This window comes from Nocardia sp. NPDC006982 (genome assembly GCF_042869435.1).
In the GTDB taxonomy this organism is placed as follows: Bacteria; Actinomycetota; Actinomycetes; order Mycobacteriales; family Mycobacteriaceae; genus Nocardia.
The window spans coordinates 267,999-287,189 of sequence record NZ_JBIAFV010000008.1 but is presented as its reverse complement, the minus strand read 5'-3'; the positions used below and the strand labels follow the sequence as shown (position 1 = coordinate 287,189).

The window sequence follows — 19,191 nt, the reverse complement described above, 5'->3', positions numbered from 1 at the left end:
CGGCGATCGTGGTGGGCGATATCGAGCTGCTCGATGACACCGAGCGGACCCAGGTGCTCGACCGGTGGAACGAGACCGAATTCCCGGTGGACGCGGCACTGACCTCGCCGGTCGGCGATGCGGCCGCGACGCTGGTCTCGTTGTTCGAGGCGCAGGTGCTGCGCACACCGGACGCCTACGCGGTCAGCTACGAGGGGACAAGTCTCTCTTATGCCGAGTTCGCCGGCCGGGTGCACCGTTTGGCGCGCTGGCTGAAGCAGAACGGCGTCGGCCCGGAATCCTATGTGGCCCTGGGCATGCGGCGCTCGATCGATCTGGTCGTCGGCATGTACGCGATCAATGCCGCCGGTGGTGCGTACGTGCCGCTGGATCCGGATCATCCGGCCGAGCGCATCGACTACATCCTGGAGACCGCGCGACCGGTCTGCGTGCTGACCTCCGGCACCGATCTGGAGACCACGGTGTCGCGCCAGGTCCGCATCGATGAACTCGACCTCGCCGAGTTCTCGGATGAACCGCTGACCGACGCGGATCGGCATCGCCCGCTGCGTCCGGGCAATACCGCGTACGTGATCTTCACCTCGGGTTCGACCGGTCGTCCCAAGGGGGTCGCGGTCTCGCACGCGGCGATCGTCAACCGCCTGGTGTGGATGCACGCCGAATACGGTCTGTCCGCCGAAGACGTTGTGCTGCAGAAGACTCCGGCGACCTTCGACGTGTCGGTGTGGGAGTTCTTCTGGCCCCTGCAGGTCGGCGCGCGCCTGGTCGTCGCCAAGCCGGACGGTCACCGCGATCCGGCGTATATGGCGCGCCTGATCGTCGACGAGCAGGTCACCACGGTGCACTTCGTGCCGTCCATGCTCTCGGTATTCGTCGCCGAGGATCGCGCGGCCGAATGCACCAGTCTGCGTAATGTTTTCGCCTCCGGTGAGGCGCTGCCCGCCGTGGCCGCGCAGCGCCTGCGCCAGCTGACCGGCGCTCGACTGCACAACCTGTACGGCCCCACCGAGGCCGCGGTCGACGTCACCTTCCACGAGGTGACCGACGCCGATATCAGCTCGGTGCCGATCGGTGCGCCGGTGTTCAACACCCAGGTGTACGTGCTGGATTCGCGGTTGCGTCCGGTGCCCGCGGGCGTCCCGGGTGAGCTGTACCTGGCGGGCGCGCAGTTGGCGCACGGCTATGTCGGCCGCCCGGACCTGACCACCGAACGTTTCGTCGCGAACCCGTTCGGCGCCGCCGAGCGCATGTACCGCACCGGTGACCTCGTCATGTGGACGCCACGCGGTGAACTGGAGTACCTGGGCCGCACCGACTTCCAGGTGAAGCTGCGCGGTCTGCGCATCGAACTCGGTGAGATCGAGTCGGCGCTCACCGCGCAGGCCGCGGTGGCGCAGGCGGTCGTGCTCGTGCATTCGGATGACCGGACCGGCGATCAGCTGGTCGCCTACCTGGTCGCGAATCCGGACCGAGCCATCGAAATCGAGACCGTCAAGAACACGCTCGGTGAGCAGTTGCCCGCGTACATGGTGCCCGCGGCTTACATGGTGCTCGACGAGTTCCCGCTCAATGCCTCCGGCAAGCTGGATCGCAAGGCGCTGCCCGCACCGACGTTCGCGGCCAAGGTATTCCGCGCGCCGACCACCCCGGTGGAGGAGATCGTCGCGGGCACCTTCGCCGAGGTGCTGGGTCTGCAGGGCGTCGGCCACGGCGTCGGCTTGGACGACGATTTCTTCGAACTGGGCGGCAACTCGCTGATCGCCACCCAGGTCGCCGCGCGACTCGGTGCGGCGCTGGACACCCAGATCCCGGTGCGCGCGCTGTTCGAGGCTTCGAATGTCGCGGCACTGGCCGCGCTGGTGGAATCGGCCGCGGGCGAAGGCGGTCGCGCACCGCTGACCCCGCAGCCGCGCCCCGAGCTGGTCCCGCTGTCGCTGGCCCAGCAGCGGATGTGGTTCCTGAACCGCTTCGACAACCGCACCGCGGTCAACAACATTCCGGTGGCCGTCCGGCTCACCGGCGATGTCGATATCGCCGCGCTGAACGCCGCCGTCGGCGATGTGCTGGCCAGGCACGAGGCGCTGCGCACCATCTACCCGGAGGTCGAAGGCACCGGTTACCAGCACGTGCTGCACACCGACGAGGTGCGCTTCGAGCTGGCTACCGAGGCGATCGCCCCCGGCGCGGTGCCCGCGCGCATCGTCGAGCTGGCGAGCGTGCACTTCGATGTGACCAGCGAGGTACCGTTCCGGGCCAACCTGCTCAGCATCGATGCGCAGAACCACGTCGCGGTGCTCGTCATGCACCACATCAGCGGTGACGGTTTCTCGCTGCGTCCACTGCTGCGTGACGTGGTGCTGGCCTACACCGAGCGCAGTCGCGGCGAGGTGCCCGCCTGGGCGCCGCTGGATGTCCAGTACGCCGACTACGCGCTGTGGCAGCGCGACGTGCTCGGCAGCGAGGACGATCCGGAATCGGTCGCGGCACAGCAGCTCGCGTACTGGACCGAGCAGCTGGCCGATCTGCCCGATCAGATCGAACTGCCCGCCGACCGCTCGCGGCCTGAGGTCGCGTCCAATGCCGGTGGCACGCACGGCTTCTCGATCGACGCCGAATTGCACGGCGCGCTGGCCGAACTCGCCCGCGCCCGCGGGGTCACGCTGTTCATGGTCGTGCACGCGGCACTTGCGGCCTGGGCGGCCCGGCTGTCCAACAGCACCGATATCGCCATCGGCACCCCGATCGCCGGCCGCGGTGAACGCGCGCTCGACGACCTGGTCGGCATGTTCGTCAATACGCTGGTGCTGCGCAACGAGGTGGACCCGAGCGCCAAGTTCAGCGATCTGCTCGCGCAGGTGCGCCGCACCGATCTGGCGGCCTTCGCCAATGCCGATGTGCCGTTCGAGCGGCTGGTGGATGTGATCAGCCCGGCCCGGTCCCAGGCACACCACCCGCTGTTCCAGGTTGCGTTGACCTTCGAGGCCGCCTCGGCGGCGGAAATGGGCACCGTCGCGCTGCCGGGCGTCGAGCTGTCGGTGGTCGAATTCGATCCCGGCACAGCCAAATTCGATGTGCAGCTGACCGTCGGCGAGACCGCCGACGGTGCGCTCGGCCTGTCGTGGAACTACGCCACCGAGCTGTTCGATCCCGAGACGGTGGCGTCGTTCGCCGATCGCCTGGTCCGGATTCTGCAGAGTGTGGTCGAGGATCCCGAGATCGTCATCGGTGATATCGATCTGCTCGGTGAGGCCGAGCGGCTCAATGTATCGCAGCGCTGGGTGTCGTCCGGATTCGACAGCCTGGCGCGAGCGACGGGCCCGGAGGCAGCACGGGGGGCCGTCGAGACAGCGCCCGGCAAGGCGTACGCGCGCACGCAGGGCACCGGGAGCGCCGCAATCCGATACAGCGCACCGCGATTCAGTGCTCCCGGTACCACGTTGGTCGATCTGTTCGAGCAGGCGGTGGCCGCGCATCCGGACAATACGGCGGCCAAATTCGGCATCGAATCGCTGACCTACGCGGAGCTGGATCGGCGCGCGAATGTGTTGGCGCGCAGGCTGATCGCCGACGGCGCGGGTCCCGAATCGCTGGTGGCGGTGATCCTGCCGCGCTCGCTCGATCTCGTGGTCGCGTTGCTCGCGGTGGTGAAGACCGGTGCGGGCTATGTGCCCGTCGACCCGACCTACCCGGCCGACCGCATCGCCTATGTGCTCGCGGATTCGCGTCCGACCAGTGTGATCCTCGATTCGACGGTTCAGGTGAGGGTGCCCGACGAGCTGCCGACCGTGGTGCTCGACGGATTCGCGGTGGAGACCGGCAATGTCGAGGACGCCGACGATGCGCCGATCACCGATGCCGACCGCCTCGCGGCACTCACCCCGGACAATGTCGCGTACGTGATCTACACCTCCGGCTCGACCGGACGCCCGAAGGGTGTCGCGGTCGCGCACCGGAATGTGGTGCGGCTGTTCGCCAATACCGATCGCGACTTCGGCTTCGGCCCCCGCGATGTGTGGACGCTGTTCCACTCCTACGCCTTCGACTTCTCGGTGTGGGAGCTGTGGGGTCCGCTGCTGTTCGGCGGCACCCTGGTGGTCGTCGACTACTACACCTCGCGCTCGCCCGAACAGTTCCTGGAACTGCTGCGGGTGGAGCAGGTCACGGTGCTCAACCAGACGCCGTCCGCGTTCTACCAACTGGCCGAGGCGGATCGCAATGCCGCACCGGATGCCGAACCGCTGGCCTTGCGCTACGTGGTGTTCGGCGGTGAAGCCCTCGAATTGCGCAGGCTTTCGGATTGGGTTGCCCGACACGGTGACGGCACCGACCGGCGCTCGGCGCATGTCGCCCCGCTGCTGGTCAATATGTACGGCATCACCGAGACCACGGTGCACGTGTCCTACCGTGCGCTGGATGCCGCGACCATCGCCGCCGCCTCCGGCAGTGTGGTCGGCCGCGCCATCGCGGGTCTGCGCGTGTACGTCCTCGACAACCGGCTGCGGCCGGTGCCGGTCGGCGTCGCGGGCGAAATGTATGTCGCGGGACCGCAGTTGGCCCGCGGCTACCTCGGCCGCTCGGACCTGACCACCACCCGCTTCGTCGCGAACCCCCTCGCCGACGCGGAGGCCGCGGGCACGCGTCTGTACCGCTCCGGCGACCTCGCGCGCTGGAACCGCTTCGGCGAACTCGAATACCTGGGCCGCGCCGACGATCAGGTGAAGGTGCGCGGCTTCCGCATCGAACTCGGTGAAATCGAATCCGCCATCCTGGCCCAGCCGGGCATCGCCCAGGCCGCGGTCATCGTGCGCGAGGATCAGCCGGGCGATCAGCGGATCGTGGCCTATGTGGTCGCCGAACCCGATGTCATCCCGGACCTCGACGTGGTGCGCAGCGGTGCGGCGGAACGGCTTCCGTCCTACATGGTGCCCGCGGCGCTGGTGCGGCTCGAGTGGATTCCGTTGACCGTCAACGGCAAACTCGACCGCCGCGCCCTGCCCGCGCCCGCGGTGCAGGCCAAGGCTTTCCGCGCACCGGTGACCCCGGTGCAGGAGACCGTCGCCGCGGTCTTCGCCGATGTGCTCGACCTGCCCAGGGTCGGTGTCGACGACGACTTCTTCGATCTCGGGGGCAACTCGCTCATCGCGACCAGGGTGGTCGCCCGGATCGGCGCGGCGCTCGGCACCACCGTCCCGGTGCGCGCGCTGTTCGAGGCCTCCACCGTGGAAGCGCTCGCGGCCCGGGTGGAATCGCATGCCGACGGCGCCGCGCGCGCCCGGCTCGTGGCGCGCCCGCGCAAGGCCGACGAACTCGTGCCGCTGTCGTTCGCACAGCAGCGCATGTGGTTCCTGAACAAGTACGACACCACATCCGCGGCCTACAACCTCCCGGTCGCCATCCGGTTGACCGGTGCGCTCGATATCGAGGCGCTGCGGCTGGCGGTGGCGGATGTGGTGCGCAGGCACGAATCGCTGCGCACCCGCTACCCGGAGCACGGCGGTACCCCGGTCCAGGTGATCGTGCCCGCCGACGCGATCGCGCTCGACCTGCAGCCGGTTTCGGTCGATCCGGCCGAACTGACCGCCGTGGTGACCGAATTCGTGACCACCGGATTCGATGTGTCCGAACAGGCTCCGCTGCGGACCAGGCTCTTCTCCGCAGGCGCCGATGAGCATGTGTTCGTCGTCGTGGTGCACCACATCGCGGCCGACGGCTTCTCCCTCGGCCCGCTGACCCGCGACGTGATGCTCGCCTACACCGCGCGCGCCCAGGACGCCGCGCCCGGCTGGGCGCCGCTGCCGGTGCAGTACGCGGACTTCGCCATCTGGCAGCGCGAAGTCCTCGGCGCCGAAGACGATCCGACTTCGCTGATGGCGCGTCAGGTGGCGCATTGGAAGCGCGCTCTCGACGGCGTACCGGACGAACTGCCGCTGCCCACCGATCGGCCGCGTCCCGCGATCGCCTCGCATCGCGGCGCGACCCTGCAGACCGAACTGCCCGCCGAACTGATCGCGGCGCTGGAAGGTATTGCGCGCCAACGCGGTGCGTCGCTGTTCATGGTGATGCACAGCGCGCTCACGGTGCTGCTGGCCCGTTTGTCGGGCACCGACGACATCGCCGTCGGTTCGCCGATCGCGGGACGCGGTGAGCAGGCGCTCGACGATCTCGTCGGCATGTTCGTCAATACCCTCGTGCTGCGCACCGGGATCGATCAGTCCGAATCGTTCACGGCGCTGCTGGACCGGGTGCGCTCGACGGACCTGGATGCCTTCGGTAACGCCGATGTGCCGTTCGAACGGCTGGTGGAACTGCTTGCGCCGGAACGCTCGCAGGCGCGCAACCCGCTGTTCCAGGTGATGCTCGCATTCCAGAACCTGGAGCGCACCGCACTCGAATTGCCAGGTCTTTCGGTGTCCGCACTGGACCTCGACGAGAATGTGGCCCGCTTCGACCTGCAGTTCACACTGTCGGAAACCGGTTCCGCCGGAATGACTTTGGCGCTCACCTACGCCACCGAGCTGTTCGACGAGTCGACCGCCGAGCTGATCACGCAGCGCCTGCGGCGGGTGCTGGAGGCCATTGCCGCCGACCCGACGGTCGCGGTGGGTGCCATCGATGTGCTAGACGCACAGGAGCGGGCCGAGCTCATCGCCCGCACCGGTGCGCAGGCGGTGCCCGCGCGCACGCTGCCCGAGCTGCTGGCCGAGGCCGCCGCGATGGATCCGAAGGCGACCGCCGTGGTGTTCCAGGGGACACGTGTGTCCTACGGCGACCTCGACGAGCGGTCGAACAGGTTGGCGCGCTTGCTCATTGCCGAGGGCATCGGCACCGAGGATCTGGTCGCCGTCGGCGTGCCGCGGTCCGCGGATTCGGTCTTCGCGGCCTGGGCGGTATCGAAGACGGGTGCCGCGTTCGTGCCCGTCGACCCGAACTACCCGGCCGAGCGCATCGCGCACATGGTCACCGATTCCGGTTCGCCGGTCGGCCTGACGGTCGCTGCGGTTCGCGACGGCCTGCCAGATTCGGTGCGCTGGCTGGTGCTCGATGAGCTCGACCTGGACGGATTCGACGGCGGTCCGATCACCGACGCCGACCGGGTCCGCCCGCTGCGTCCGGCGCATCCGGCCTACGTCATCTACACCTCGGGCTCCACCGGTGTGCCCAAGGGTGTCGTGGTCACCCATGCCGGACTCGCGAACTTCAGCGTCGAGCAGATCGTGCGCTACGACCTCGATTCCGGTTCGCGCGCACTGCATTTCGCCTCACCCAGCTTCGATGCCTCGATCCTGGAACTGCTGCTCGCGGTCGGCGCGGGCGGTGCGCTCGTGGTTACGCCGCCCGGCGTGTACGGCGGTGAGGAACTGTCCGAGCTGATCCGCACCGAGCGGGTCACGCACGCGTTCATCACACCCGCCGCGCTGGCCACCTTCGATCCGACCGGCCTGGACTCGCTGCGAGTACTGGTCGCCGGTGGCGAGGCGGTGCCGGCGGATCTGGTCGCCAAGTGGGCGGTGCCGCTGGAGAACGGGTCCGTCCGCAACTTCCACAATGGCTACGGTCCGACCGAGACCACCATCATGACCAATATCAGCGAGCCGCTGGTGGCCGGTGACACGGTGGTGATCGGTGCGCCGATCCGCGGTATGCAGTCGCTGATCCTGGACGCCCAGCTCAGGCCGGTGCCGGTGGGTGTCGCGGGTGAGCTGTATCTGTCGGGCATCCAGCTGGCGCGCGGTTATCACGCCCGCGCCGGGCTGAGCGCCGAACGCTTCGTGGCCAACCCGTATGTGGCGGGTGCGCGGATGTACCGCACCGGTGACGTGGTCCGCTGGACGCGTACCGGCGAGGTCGAATATGTGGGCCGCTCCGACTTCCAGGTCAAGGTGCGCGGTTTCCGCATCGAACTCGGTGAGATCGACGCGGCGCTGGCATCGCACGAGACCGTCGACTTCGCGGTCACCGTCGGCCACAAGGGCGCGGCGGGCGCGACCTCGCTGGTGTCGTATGTGGTTGCGGTACCGGGTCATTCGATCGATGTCGCCGAGCTGACCGCGCATGTCGAGGAACGACTGCCCGCGTACATGGTGCCGTCGTCGGTGATGGTGATCGACCACATCCCGCTGACCCCAGTCGGCAAGCTGGACCGCAAGGCCCTGCCGGAGCCGGTATTCGCGACCGAGGTGGTCTTCCGCGCACCGCGCACGCCGATCGAGCACACCATTGCCGAGGTCTTCGCCGAGGTGCTCGGCGTCGAGCGCGTCGGTGTCGACGATTCGTTCTTCGCCCTCGGCGGCGACAGCATCGTGTCCATCCAGCTGGTTTCGCGGGCCAAGGCGCGCGGTGTGGTCTTCACCCCGCGCAATGTCTTCGAGCAGCGCACCGTGGCCGGACTCGCCGCCGTCGCCGAGACCGCCGACAGCACCGATACCGCCGTCGAGGCGCTGGCCGAGCTGCCCGGTGGCGGCATCGGCGCCATGCCGCTGACCCCGGTGGTCCGGTTCATGGCGCAGCGGCAGGGTTCGTTCGGCCGGTTCAACCAGACCATGGCGCTCGAATTGCCGGTCGGTATCGATCGCGCTGGCATCGCGAAAACCGTTGCCGCGGTGGTCGATCGCCACGACATGCTGCGGGCGCGGCTGTACCGCGAGGGTGCGGACTGGACCCTCGAGACCGTCGAGCCGGGCAGCATCGATGTGGACGCGCTGATCGATCGCACCGAATTCGATGCGAATATCGACGACGCCGGACTGTTCGAAATCGCCTCCGCTGCATTGGATTCCACACTGGATCGACTCGACCCGGCTGCGGGTGTAGTGATTCGGTTCGTCTGGCTGGAACCGTCGGACGGCAGCCGCGGCGGTCGACTCATCGTGGCCGCGCATCACCTCGTGGTGGACGGTGTGTCCTGGCGCATCCTGGTGCCGGACTTCGTCGCCGCCTGGGGCCAGCTCACCGCGGGCCAGCAACCGCAGCTCGTCGCGCCCGCGACCTCGATGCGGGCCTGGGCGGACGCGCTGCGGCGCGAGGCCGAAAGCGCGGCGCGGGTGGCCGAACTCGACTACTGGCGTTCAGTGGTCGGCACGGCGGATCCGCTGCTGACCGAGCGTGCGCTGGATCCGGCCGTGGATACCTCGGGCGCCATCGAGAAACTGCAGGTCGAGGTTTCGGCAGAGGTCACCAAGGCGCTGCTGACCACCGTGCCCGCGCTGTTCCACGGCGGCGTCAACGACGGTCTGCTCACCTCGCTCGCACTGGCGACCGCGAAGTGGCGCGCGGGCCGCACCACAGCCCGCGCCGACGACGCGCTGCTGATCCGCCTGGAGGGCCACGGCCGCGAAGAGGGCATCGTGCCCGGCGCGGATCTCTCGCGCACCGTCGGCTGGTTCACCGCGATCTTCCCGGTCCGCTTCGACCTGACCGGCATCGATATCGATGCCGCGTTGACCGGCGGCCCCGCGCTCGGCAAGGCGGTCAAGGCGGTCAAGGAGCAACTGCTCGCGGTGCCGGACAAGGGCATCGGCTACGGCCTGCTGCGCTACATGAACGAAGCAACCGCGACGGAACTGCCCGTCGAACAGCCGGGCCAGGTGAGCTTCAACTACCTGGGCCGCGTCTCCGAGGGTGATGTGCCCGAGGCGCTGCGCGGCTTCGGCTGGATCCCGGCCGCCGAACTCGGTGCGCTCGGCGGCGCCTACGACGCGGATATGCCCGCGATGGCTCCGCTGGATATCAATGCCATCGTGGTCGGCGACAAGCTGACCGCCAATATCGGCTACCCGAGCACCCTGCTCGATGCCGCGCAGGTCCGCGAATTCGGCGAACTGTGGACCACCGCACTGGAAGCGGTTGCCCGGCATGCCAATTCGAACGGCGCGGGCGGGCACACGCCGTCCGACTTCGCCCTGGTGCGCTCGGCGCGGGGCGGCTCGGGGCGGGAACTAACACAGCGCGATATCGACAACTGGGAGCAGCGCTTCCCGGCACTGGCCGATATCTGGCCGCTGTCCGCGCTGCAGGCTGGTCTGCTCTTCCACGCGCGCCTGGCCGCCACCTCGGTGGACGTCTACACCGCGCAGGCCGTGCTGACGCTCACCGGCCGGGTGGACCCGACCCGATTGCGTTCGGCCGCACAGGCCCTGGTGGATCGCTACGAGAACCTGCGCACCGCCTTCGTCACCGATAACGACGGCAACCCGGTGCAGGTCGTCCTCGACAGCGCCCGGGTCGCCTGGGCCGAGCACGACCGGATCGAATCCGGCGAGGCCGCCGATCTCATCGCCGCCGACCGCACCCAGCGCTTCGATCTGACCGCGCCGCCGCTGGTCCGCTTCACGCTGATCCAAACCGCTTCCGACAGTTGGCAGTTCGTGGTCTCCAACCACCACATCCTGCTCGACGGCTGGTCCATGCCGCTGCTCATGCGGGATCTGCTGGTGCTCTACGCGGCGCACGCCGATGCCAATGTGCTGCCCGCGGTGCGCTCCTACCGGCACTTCCTGGAATGGACCAGGCAGCAGGATCACGCGGCCTCGGTGGCCGCGTGGACCGACGCGTTGCGCGGTGTCAGCGAACCGACGCTGCTGTCGCGCCCGGATGCGAGCCGCGAGATCACCTCGCTGTCCGGCGAGTACTTCTTCGAGCTGGACGAGCAGGCGACCGCGCGACTCACCGCGCTCGCCGCCTCGCTCGGCGTTACGCCGAATACCGTGCTGCAGGTCGCCTGGGGCATCCTGATCGGCCGGATGACCAGCCGTGACGATGTGCTGTTCGGTACCACCGTGTCCGGCCGTCCGGCTCAGCTGTCCGGCGTCGAGTCGATGGTCGGCCTGTTCATCAACACCGTTCCGGTGCGGGTGCGCTTCGATCCGTCGGAATCGGTGGAGCAGTTGCTCACCCGGACCCAGGGCGAGCAGGCGGATCTGCTCGATCACCACTATGTCGGCCTGGCCGATATCCAGTCCGCCGCCGGCATCGGCGGTCTGTTCGACACGCTGGTGGTCTTCGAGTCCTACCCGGTCGATGCCGAGGGCATCCGGGCGCAGGCCGCCGATATCGATGGCATGGCCGTGGTCGATATGCAGGCCGCCGACGCCACGCACTATCCGCTGACCCTGATCGCGCAGCTGGACTCCCAGCTGCGGGTGCGCGCGGGCTACCTGCGCGACCTGTTCGACGAGCAGACGGTGCGCCGCATCGCCGACCGCCTGGTGCGGGTGCTCACCGCGATCACCACCGAACCCGCCGCGGTCGTCGGCGATATCGAACTGCTCGACGCCGCCGAGCGCGAGCTCGTGGTGTCCGATTGGAACGACACCGCACACGACGTGGACGCTGCCGCCACGCTGGTCTCGATGTTCGAGGCCCAGCTCGCCGCGACTCCGGACGCGACCGCGCTGACGTTCGAGGGGACCAGTCTGACCTACGCCGAGTTCGGCGCCCGGGTCTACAGCCTGGCGCGCTGGCTCATCGAACGCGGTGTCGGCCCGGAATCGTATGTGGCCCTTGGCATGCGGCGCTCCATCGATCTGGTGGTCGGCATGTACGCGGTGGCCGTGGCCGGTGGCGCGTATGTGCCGCTGGATCCGGATCATCCGGCCGAGCGCACGGAATACATTCTCGCCACGGCCGATCCGGTCTGCGTGCTGACCTCCGGTGACGATCTGAAGATCGATACCGCCCAGGTGCGCATCGATCTGCTCGACCTGTTCGGGCTCTCGGACCAGCCGGTGACCGAGGCGGAACGGCGTGCGCCGCTGCGCCCGTCGAATACCGCGTACGTGATCTTCACCTCGGGTTCGACCGGTCGTCCGAAGGGTGTGGCGGTCAGCCATGCCGCGATCGTGAACCGGCTGGTGTGGATGCAGTCGGCCTACGGGCTGACCGGCGCCGACGCCGTATTGCAGAAGACGCCCGCCACCTTCGACGTTTCGGTGTGGGAGTTCTTCTGGCCGTTGCAGATCGGTGCGCGGCTGGTCATCGCGAAGCCGGACGGGCACCGCGATCCGGCTTACCTCGCCGAGATCATCACCGCGGAGCGGGTCACCGTCACCCACTTCGTGCCGTCCATGCTGTCGGTCTTCGTGGCCGATGCGGCCGCGGCGCGGTGTGATTCGCTGCGACTGGTATTCGCCTCCGGCGAGGCGCTGCCGCCCAAGCCCGCGCATCGCCTGCGCGAGCTGACCGGTGCCGCGCTGCACAACCTGTACGGCCCGACCGAGGCCGCGGTCGACGTCACCTTCCACGAGGTGGTCGCGACCGATACCGACACCGTGCCGATCGGTGCGCCGGTCTTCAATACCCAGGTCTACGTGCTCGATTCGCGGCTGCGCCCGGTTCCGGTCGGTGTCGCGGGTGAGCTGTACCTCGCGGGCACCCAGCTGGCGCGCGGCTATGTCGCGCGTCCGGATCTGACCAGCGATCGGTTCGTCGCGAACCCGTTCGCCACCGACGGCGCGCGCATGTACCGCACCGGCGACCTGGTGGCCTGGACGGCCGACGGCGAGCTGGATTACCTGGGCCGCACCGACTTCCAGGTGAAGCTGCGCGGTCTGCGCATCGAGCTCGGCGAGATCGAGCAGGCGCTGACCGCGCTGGACGAGATCGCCCAGGCCGTCGTCGTGGTGCGCGGTGATCAGCACACCGGCGATCAGCTCGTCGCGTATGTCATCGCGACGCCGAACCTGCGGCTGGATATCGAGACGGTGCGCGAGGACCTGGCGCGGCAGTTGCCCGCGTACATGGTCCCGTCCGTGGTCATCGTGCTCGACGCCTTCCCGCTCAATGCCTCCGGCAAGCTGGATCGGAAGGCACTGCCCGCACCGGTGTTCGAGGCCGCGGTATTCCGCGCGCCGACCACGCCGATCGAGGAGATCATCGCGGCCACCTACGCCGATGTGCTCGGCCTGGAACGCGTCGGCCTCGACGACGACTTCTTCGCACTCGGCGGCAACTCGCTGAGCGCCACCCAGGTCGCCGCCCGGCTCTCGGCCGCACTGGATACCGATCTCGGTGTCCGTGAACTGTTCGAGGCGTCCTCGGTGGCCGCGCTCGCGGCCCGCGCGGAGTCTCGGGCCGGTGCCGGTGCGCGCATGGCCCTGGTGCCGCAGCAGCGCCCCGAGCGGGTGCCGCTGTCGCTGGCCCAGCAGCGCATGTGGTTCCTCAACCGCTTCGATCCGGAATCGGCCGTGGACAATATCCCGGCCGCGGTGCGGCTGTCGGGTCTGCTCGACCGGCAGGCACTGCAGATCGCGGTCGCCGATGTGCTGGCCCGCCACGAATCGCTGCGCACCTTCTACCCGGAGTACGACGGCACCGCCTACCAGCAGACCGTCTCCACCGCCCGGGTGATCCCGGATCTGACGCCCATCGATGTCACCGAAGCCGAACTGCCGCAGCGCGTTGCGGAGGTCATCCTGACCGGCTTCGACGTCACCGCCGAAGTTCCGTTCCGGGCCAAGCTGTTCGAGATCAGCCCGACCGAACATGTGCTCGCCTTGGTGGTGCACCACATTTCGGCCGACGGCTTCTCGATGGGCCCGCTCACCCGCGACGTGATGACGGCCTACGCCGCGCGCGTCGAGGGCGGCGAGCCCTCCTGGCGTCCGCTCGACGTGCAGTACGCGGACTTCGCGCTGTGGCAGCGCGCGGTCCTCGGCGCCGAATCCGATCCGGAATCGGTGATCTCGGCGCAGATCGAGTTCTGGTCCAAGACCCTGCGCGGCCTGCCCGAACAGCTCGACCTGCCTGCCGACCGGCCGCGTCCGGCGGTGGCATCGGGTCGCGGTGCGACGCACGTCTTCGAGATCGATGCCGAAACCCACGGCAAGCTCACCGAACTCGCGCGCACCAGGGGTACGACGCTGTTCATGGTCGCGCACACCGCGCTGGCCGTGCTGCTGTCGCGGCTGTCCGGCGAGGAAGACATCGCGATCGGTACGCCGATCGCCGGACGTGGTGAGCGTGCGCTCGACGATCTGATCGGCATGTTCGTCAACACCCTGGTGTTGCGGACCCCGATCGACGGCGAGGCCACCTTCACCGAACTGCTGCGCACCGTGCGCGCCATCGATATCGGCGCGTTCGGCCATGCCGACCTGCCGTTCGAGCGGCTGGTGGAGATCCTCAACCCGGCCCGTTCGCAGGCGCGGCACCCGCTGTTCCAGGTGATGCTGTCGTTCCAGAACACCGGCCAGAACAGCCTGGAACTGCCCGGACTCACCGTCAGCGGTGTCGAACTGCCGATCGATGTGGCCAAGTTCGATCTGCAGCTGGTGCTCTCGGAGCAGACCGCGACCCCGATCAGTACCTCGAACGGTGCGGGCGCCACCACGGTCGCGCCTTCGGGCATCGCGGGCGAATTGATCTATGCCACCGATCTTTTCGACGCCGACACCATGGCGGCGTTCGGACAGCGGTTCAACCGGCTGCTGCAAGCCGTCGCGGCCGAACCGGATCGGGCCATCGGCGATATCGACCTGCTCGATGCGTCCGAAGCCGAACTGGCACTGCGTGGCTGGAACGACACCGAGCGCGATCTCGGTGCGGTCGGCACGCTGGTCGACGAATTCGCCGCGCAGGCGGCGGCGACGCCGGATGCGGTCGCGATCGTGGACCCGGCGACGGGTGCTGCACTCACCTACGCCGAATTCGGTGCCCGCGTGCACCGGCTGGCACGTCGCCTCATCGCGGACGGTGTCGGCCCGGAGAGCCTGGTGGCCCTCGGTCTTCGGCGCTCCGTCGACCTCGTGGTCGCGGCCTACGCCGTGCAGGAGGCCGGTGGCGGTTATGTGCCACTCGACCTCGATCAGCCTGCGGAGCGGATCGGGTATGTGCTCGATTCGGCCGCGCCGGTATGCGTGCTGACCACCTCGCGTGACGACTTCGACGGCACCGGTCTGCCCACGATCGTCATCGATGATCTGGATCTGTCCGAGTACTCGGACGAGCCGGTCACCGATGCGGAGCGGATCGCACCGCTGCGGCCGAGCAACCCGGCGTACGTCATCTTCACCTCCGGTTCGACCGGTCGGCCGAAGGGTGTGGCCGTGCCGCACGCGGCTGTCGTCAACCAGATCCGTTGGATCACGGGTGAATACGGCATCGGTGCCGATGACGTCGTGCTGTTCAAGACCCCCGCCACCTTCGACGTGTCGGTGTGGGAACTGTTCGGCCCGCTGTCCACCGGTGGCCGGATCGTGGTGGCCGGCCCGGACGGCCATCGCGACCCGCAGTACCTGGCCGATGTGATCGCGGCCGAGCGGGTCACCATGACCTCGTTCGTGCCTTCGATGCTGAGCGTCTTCGCGGGCAGTGTGGATGCCGCCGGTGGTGCGGCGCTCGAGTCGTTGCGCGCACTGCTCATCGCCGGTGAGGCATTCACCGCCGATGCCGCGACCGCCATCCGCCGGGTCAGCTCGGCCGAGCTCTACAACCTGTACGGTCCGACCGAATTCACCGTCCACGCGACCCACGGCCCGGTGGCCGACAAGGTCGAGGGCGCGGTGCCGATCGGCCTGCCGGTGTGGAATTCGCAGGCGTACGTACTGGATTCGCGCCTGCATCCGGTCGCACCGGGTGTCGCGGGTGAGTTGTATCTGGCCGGTGCGCAGTTGGCGCGCGGCTACTTCGGCCGCACGGATCTGACCGCGGATCGCTTCGTGGCCAACCCGTTCGGCGCACCGGGCGCTCGCATGTACCGCACCGGTGACCTGGTGACCCGGGCCGCCGACGGTTCGATCGTCTACCTCGGCCGCACCGACTTCCAGGTGAAGCTGCGCGGTCTGCGCATCGAACTCGGTGAGATCGAAACCGCCCTCACCGCACACGATTCGGTGGCACAGGCCGTGGCACTGGTGCGTTCGGACGCCAGGACCGGCGATCAGCTGGTCGGCTACGTGGTACCCGCGAACGGCGCCACCGTCGACATCGACGCGCTGCGCACCTACCTGACCGCGCAACTGCCGTCGTACATGGTCCCCGCGGCGCTCATGGTGCTCGACGCCATGCCGCTCAACCCCAACGGCAAGCTCGACCGCCGCGCACTGCCCGAACCTGCCTTCGAGGCCAAGGAATTCCGCGCACCGTCGACCCCGATCGAAGAGATCGTGGCCGACACCTTCGCCGAGGTGCTCGGTCTGTCGACCGCGGACGGCGCGCGCCCGGTCGGCCTGGACGACGACTTCTTCGACCTCGGCGGCAACTCGCTGATCGCCACCCAGGTGGTGGCTCGCCTGGGTGCCGCACTCGACACCCGCATTCCGGTGCGGCTGCTGTTCGAAGCCCCGAATGTCGCCGCGCTCGCCGCGCGGATGGAGGGACAGCAGGGCACCGGCGGACGCCGGGAACTGACGGCCGGACCGCGGCCGGAACAGATTCCGCTCTCGCTGGCTCAGCAGCGGATGTGGTTCCTCAACCGCTTCGACAACCAGACCGCGGTCAACAACATCCCGCTGGCGGTCCGGCTCACCGGCGCACTCGACACCGATGCGCTGCGCATGGCCGTCGCCGACGTGATGGACCGGCACGAGGTGCTGCGCACGGTCTACCCGGAGACCGCCGACGGTCATGGTGTGCAGGTCGTGCTGCCCACCGGTCAGGTCCACCTCGACCTGACCCCGCTCGTGGTGTCCGAGACCGATATTCGCGATCGCATCAGCGAACTGGTGCTGACCGGCTTCGACGTGACCGCCGAAGTTCCGGTGCGCGCCAAGCTGTTCCGGCTCGAGTCGGCGATGGACGGCTCGCTGCCCGATACCCACGTGCTGGTCTTCGTGGTGCACCACATCTCCGGTGACGGCTGGTCGGTGCGTCCGCTGGCCCGCGATGTGATGGTCGCCTACGCGGCCCGCACCCGCGGCGAATCGCCCGCCTGGGCGCCGCTGGCGGTGCAGTACGCCGACTTCGCGCTCTGGCAGCGCGACACCCTCGGCTCCGAGGACGATCCGGCATCGCTGATCGCCCAGCAGGTCGCCTACTGGTCGCGGAATCTGGCCGGACTGCCCGACCAGCTGGATCTGCCGTCGGATCGTTCGCGTCCTGCCGTCGCGTCCAACCGCGGTGACGTCTACGAATTCGGCATCGACGCGCAGTTGCTGACCGAGCTGAACGCGCTGGCCCGCGCGAACGGCGCGAGCCTGTTCATGGTGGTGCACGCGGCGTTTGCTGCCCTATTGTCCCGTTTGTCGGGCAGCGACGATATCGCCATCGGCACCGCGGTCGCGGGTCGTGGTGAGGCGGTGCTCGACGACGCGATCGGCATGTTCGTCAATACGCTCGTGCTGCGCACGCCGGTCGATTCCGGTGCGTCCTTCGCCGACTTGGTCGCGCGGGCACGCGAAACCGATCTGGCCGCCTTCGGCCACGCCGACCTGCCGTTCGAGCGGTTGGTCGACATCCTCAACCCGGCCCGTTCGCAGGCGCGGCATCCGCTGTTCCAGGTGATGCTGTCGTTCCAGAACACCGGTGAGGCATCGTTCGAACTGCCCGGTCTCGAGGTGGCCGGTGTGCCGCTCGACGTGGTGACCGCGAAGTTCGATCTGCACCTGAACCTGGCCGACCGTATCGACGCGGCCGGGAACGCGGACGGCATGACCGCCGAATTCGCCTACGCGACGGATATGTTCGACGCGAAGACGATCGCCGGTGTCGCCACGCGCCTCATCCGCATGCTGCATGCGGTGGTCGCGGATCCGGCCGTCGCGGTCGGTGACGTCGATCTGCTCGATGCCGCTGAGCGCGCCAAGGTGCTCGAAAAGTGGAACGAGACGGCCTATGTCGTCGATGCCCAGGCCACCCTGGTCTCGATGTTCGAGGAGCAGGCGGTTCGGAGCCCGAAGTCGATCGCGCTGACGTTCGAGGGGACGAGTCTGTCCTACGGTGAATTCACCTCCCGGGTGAATCGCCTTGCCCGGTACCTGGTTTCGCTGGGTGTGGGACCCGATTCGATGGTCGCGCTCGGCATGCGCCGATCCTTCGAGCTGGTGATCGGCATGTACGCGGTGAGCGTGGCCGGTGGCGCGTATGTGCCGCTGGATCCGGATCATCCGGCCGACCGCACCCGCTATGTGCTCGACACCGCGCAGCCGGTCTGCGTGCTGACCACCGCGGCCGACGAGTTCGACGCGGGCTCGACGCCGACGCTCGAGATCGAGGCACTGGATCTGTCGGCATACTCCGACGAACCGCTGATCGATGCGGAACGCCTTGCGCCGCTGCGGCCTTCGAATACCGCGTACGTGATCTTCACCTCGGGTTCGACCGGTCGTCCGAAGGGTGTGGCCGTCAGCCATGCCGCGATCGTCAACCGCCTGGTCTGGATGCAGGCCGAATACGGGCTGGATCGCGGCGATGTGGTGTTGCAGAAGACGCCCGCCACCTTCGATGTGTCGGTGTGGGAATTCTGGTGGCCGCTGCAGGTCGGCGCGCGCCTGGTCATCGCGAAGCCAGACGGCCACCGCGATCCGGCCTACCTGGTGCAGACGATTGCCGAGGAGCAGGTCACCACGGTGCACTTCGTGCCGTCCATGCTGTCGGTCTTCGTGGCCGACGACCGCGCGGGCGAATGCTTCGACCTGCGCAATGTCTTCGCCTCCGGTGAGGCGCTGCCCGCGGTGACCGCACAGCGGTTGCGCGAGCTGACCGGTGTCTGGCTGCACAACCTGTACGGCCCCACCGAGGCCGCGGTCGACGTCACCTATCACGAGGTCACCGACGCCGATACGGTGTCGGTGCCGATCGGTGCGCCGGTCTTCAACACCCAGGTGTACGTGCTGGATTCGCGACTGCACCCGGTTCCGGTCGGTGTCGCAGGTGAGCTGTACCTCGCGGGTGAGCAGCTGGCGCGCGGCTATGTGGCGCGGCCGGATCTGACCTCGGATCGCTTCGTGGCCAACCCGTTCGGCACCGGCGCGCGCATGTACCGCACCGGCGACCTCGTCACCTGGACCGCCAACGGTGAGCTGGAGTACTTGGGCCGCACCGACTTCCAGGTGAAGCTGCGCGGTCTGCGCATCGAGCTCGGTGAGATCGAATCGGCGCTCACCGCGCTGGGGACGATCGCGCAGGCGGCCGTGGTGGTCCGCTCCGATGATCGCCTCGGCGATCAGCTGGTCGCGTATGTGATCGCGGCGGCGGATCGTTCGATCGATATCGACCAGGTGCGCGCCGAACTCGCGGGCGAGCTGCCCGCCTACATGG

1 protein-coding gene (cut by both window edges) is annotated in these 19,191 nt (G+C 68.5%); it reads left to right on the top strand.

All 19,191 nt of this window come from inside a single coding sequence — locus tag ACFYOW_RS30505, non-ribosomal peptide synthase/polyketide synthase (RefSeq protein ID WP_387293541.1), on the top strand. Of the gene's 43,821 coding nucleotides, 11,119 precede the window and 13,511 follow it; the stretch shown corresponds to coding positions 11,120-30,310, spanning codon 3,707 (partial) through codon 10,104 (partial); the first codon wholly inside the window starts at position 3. Both codon boundaries (start and stop) fall beyond the window edges.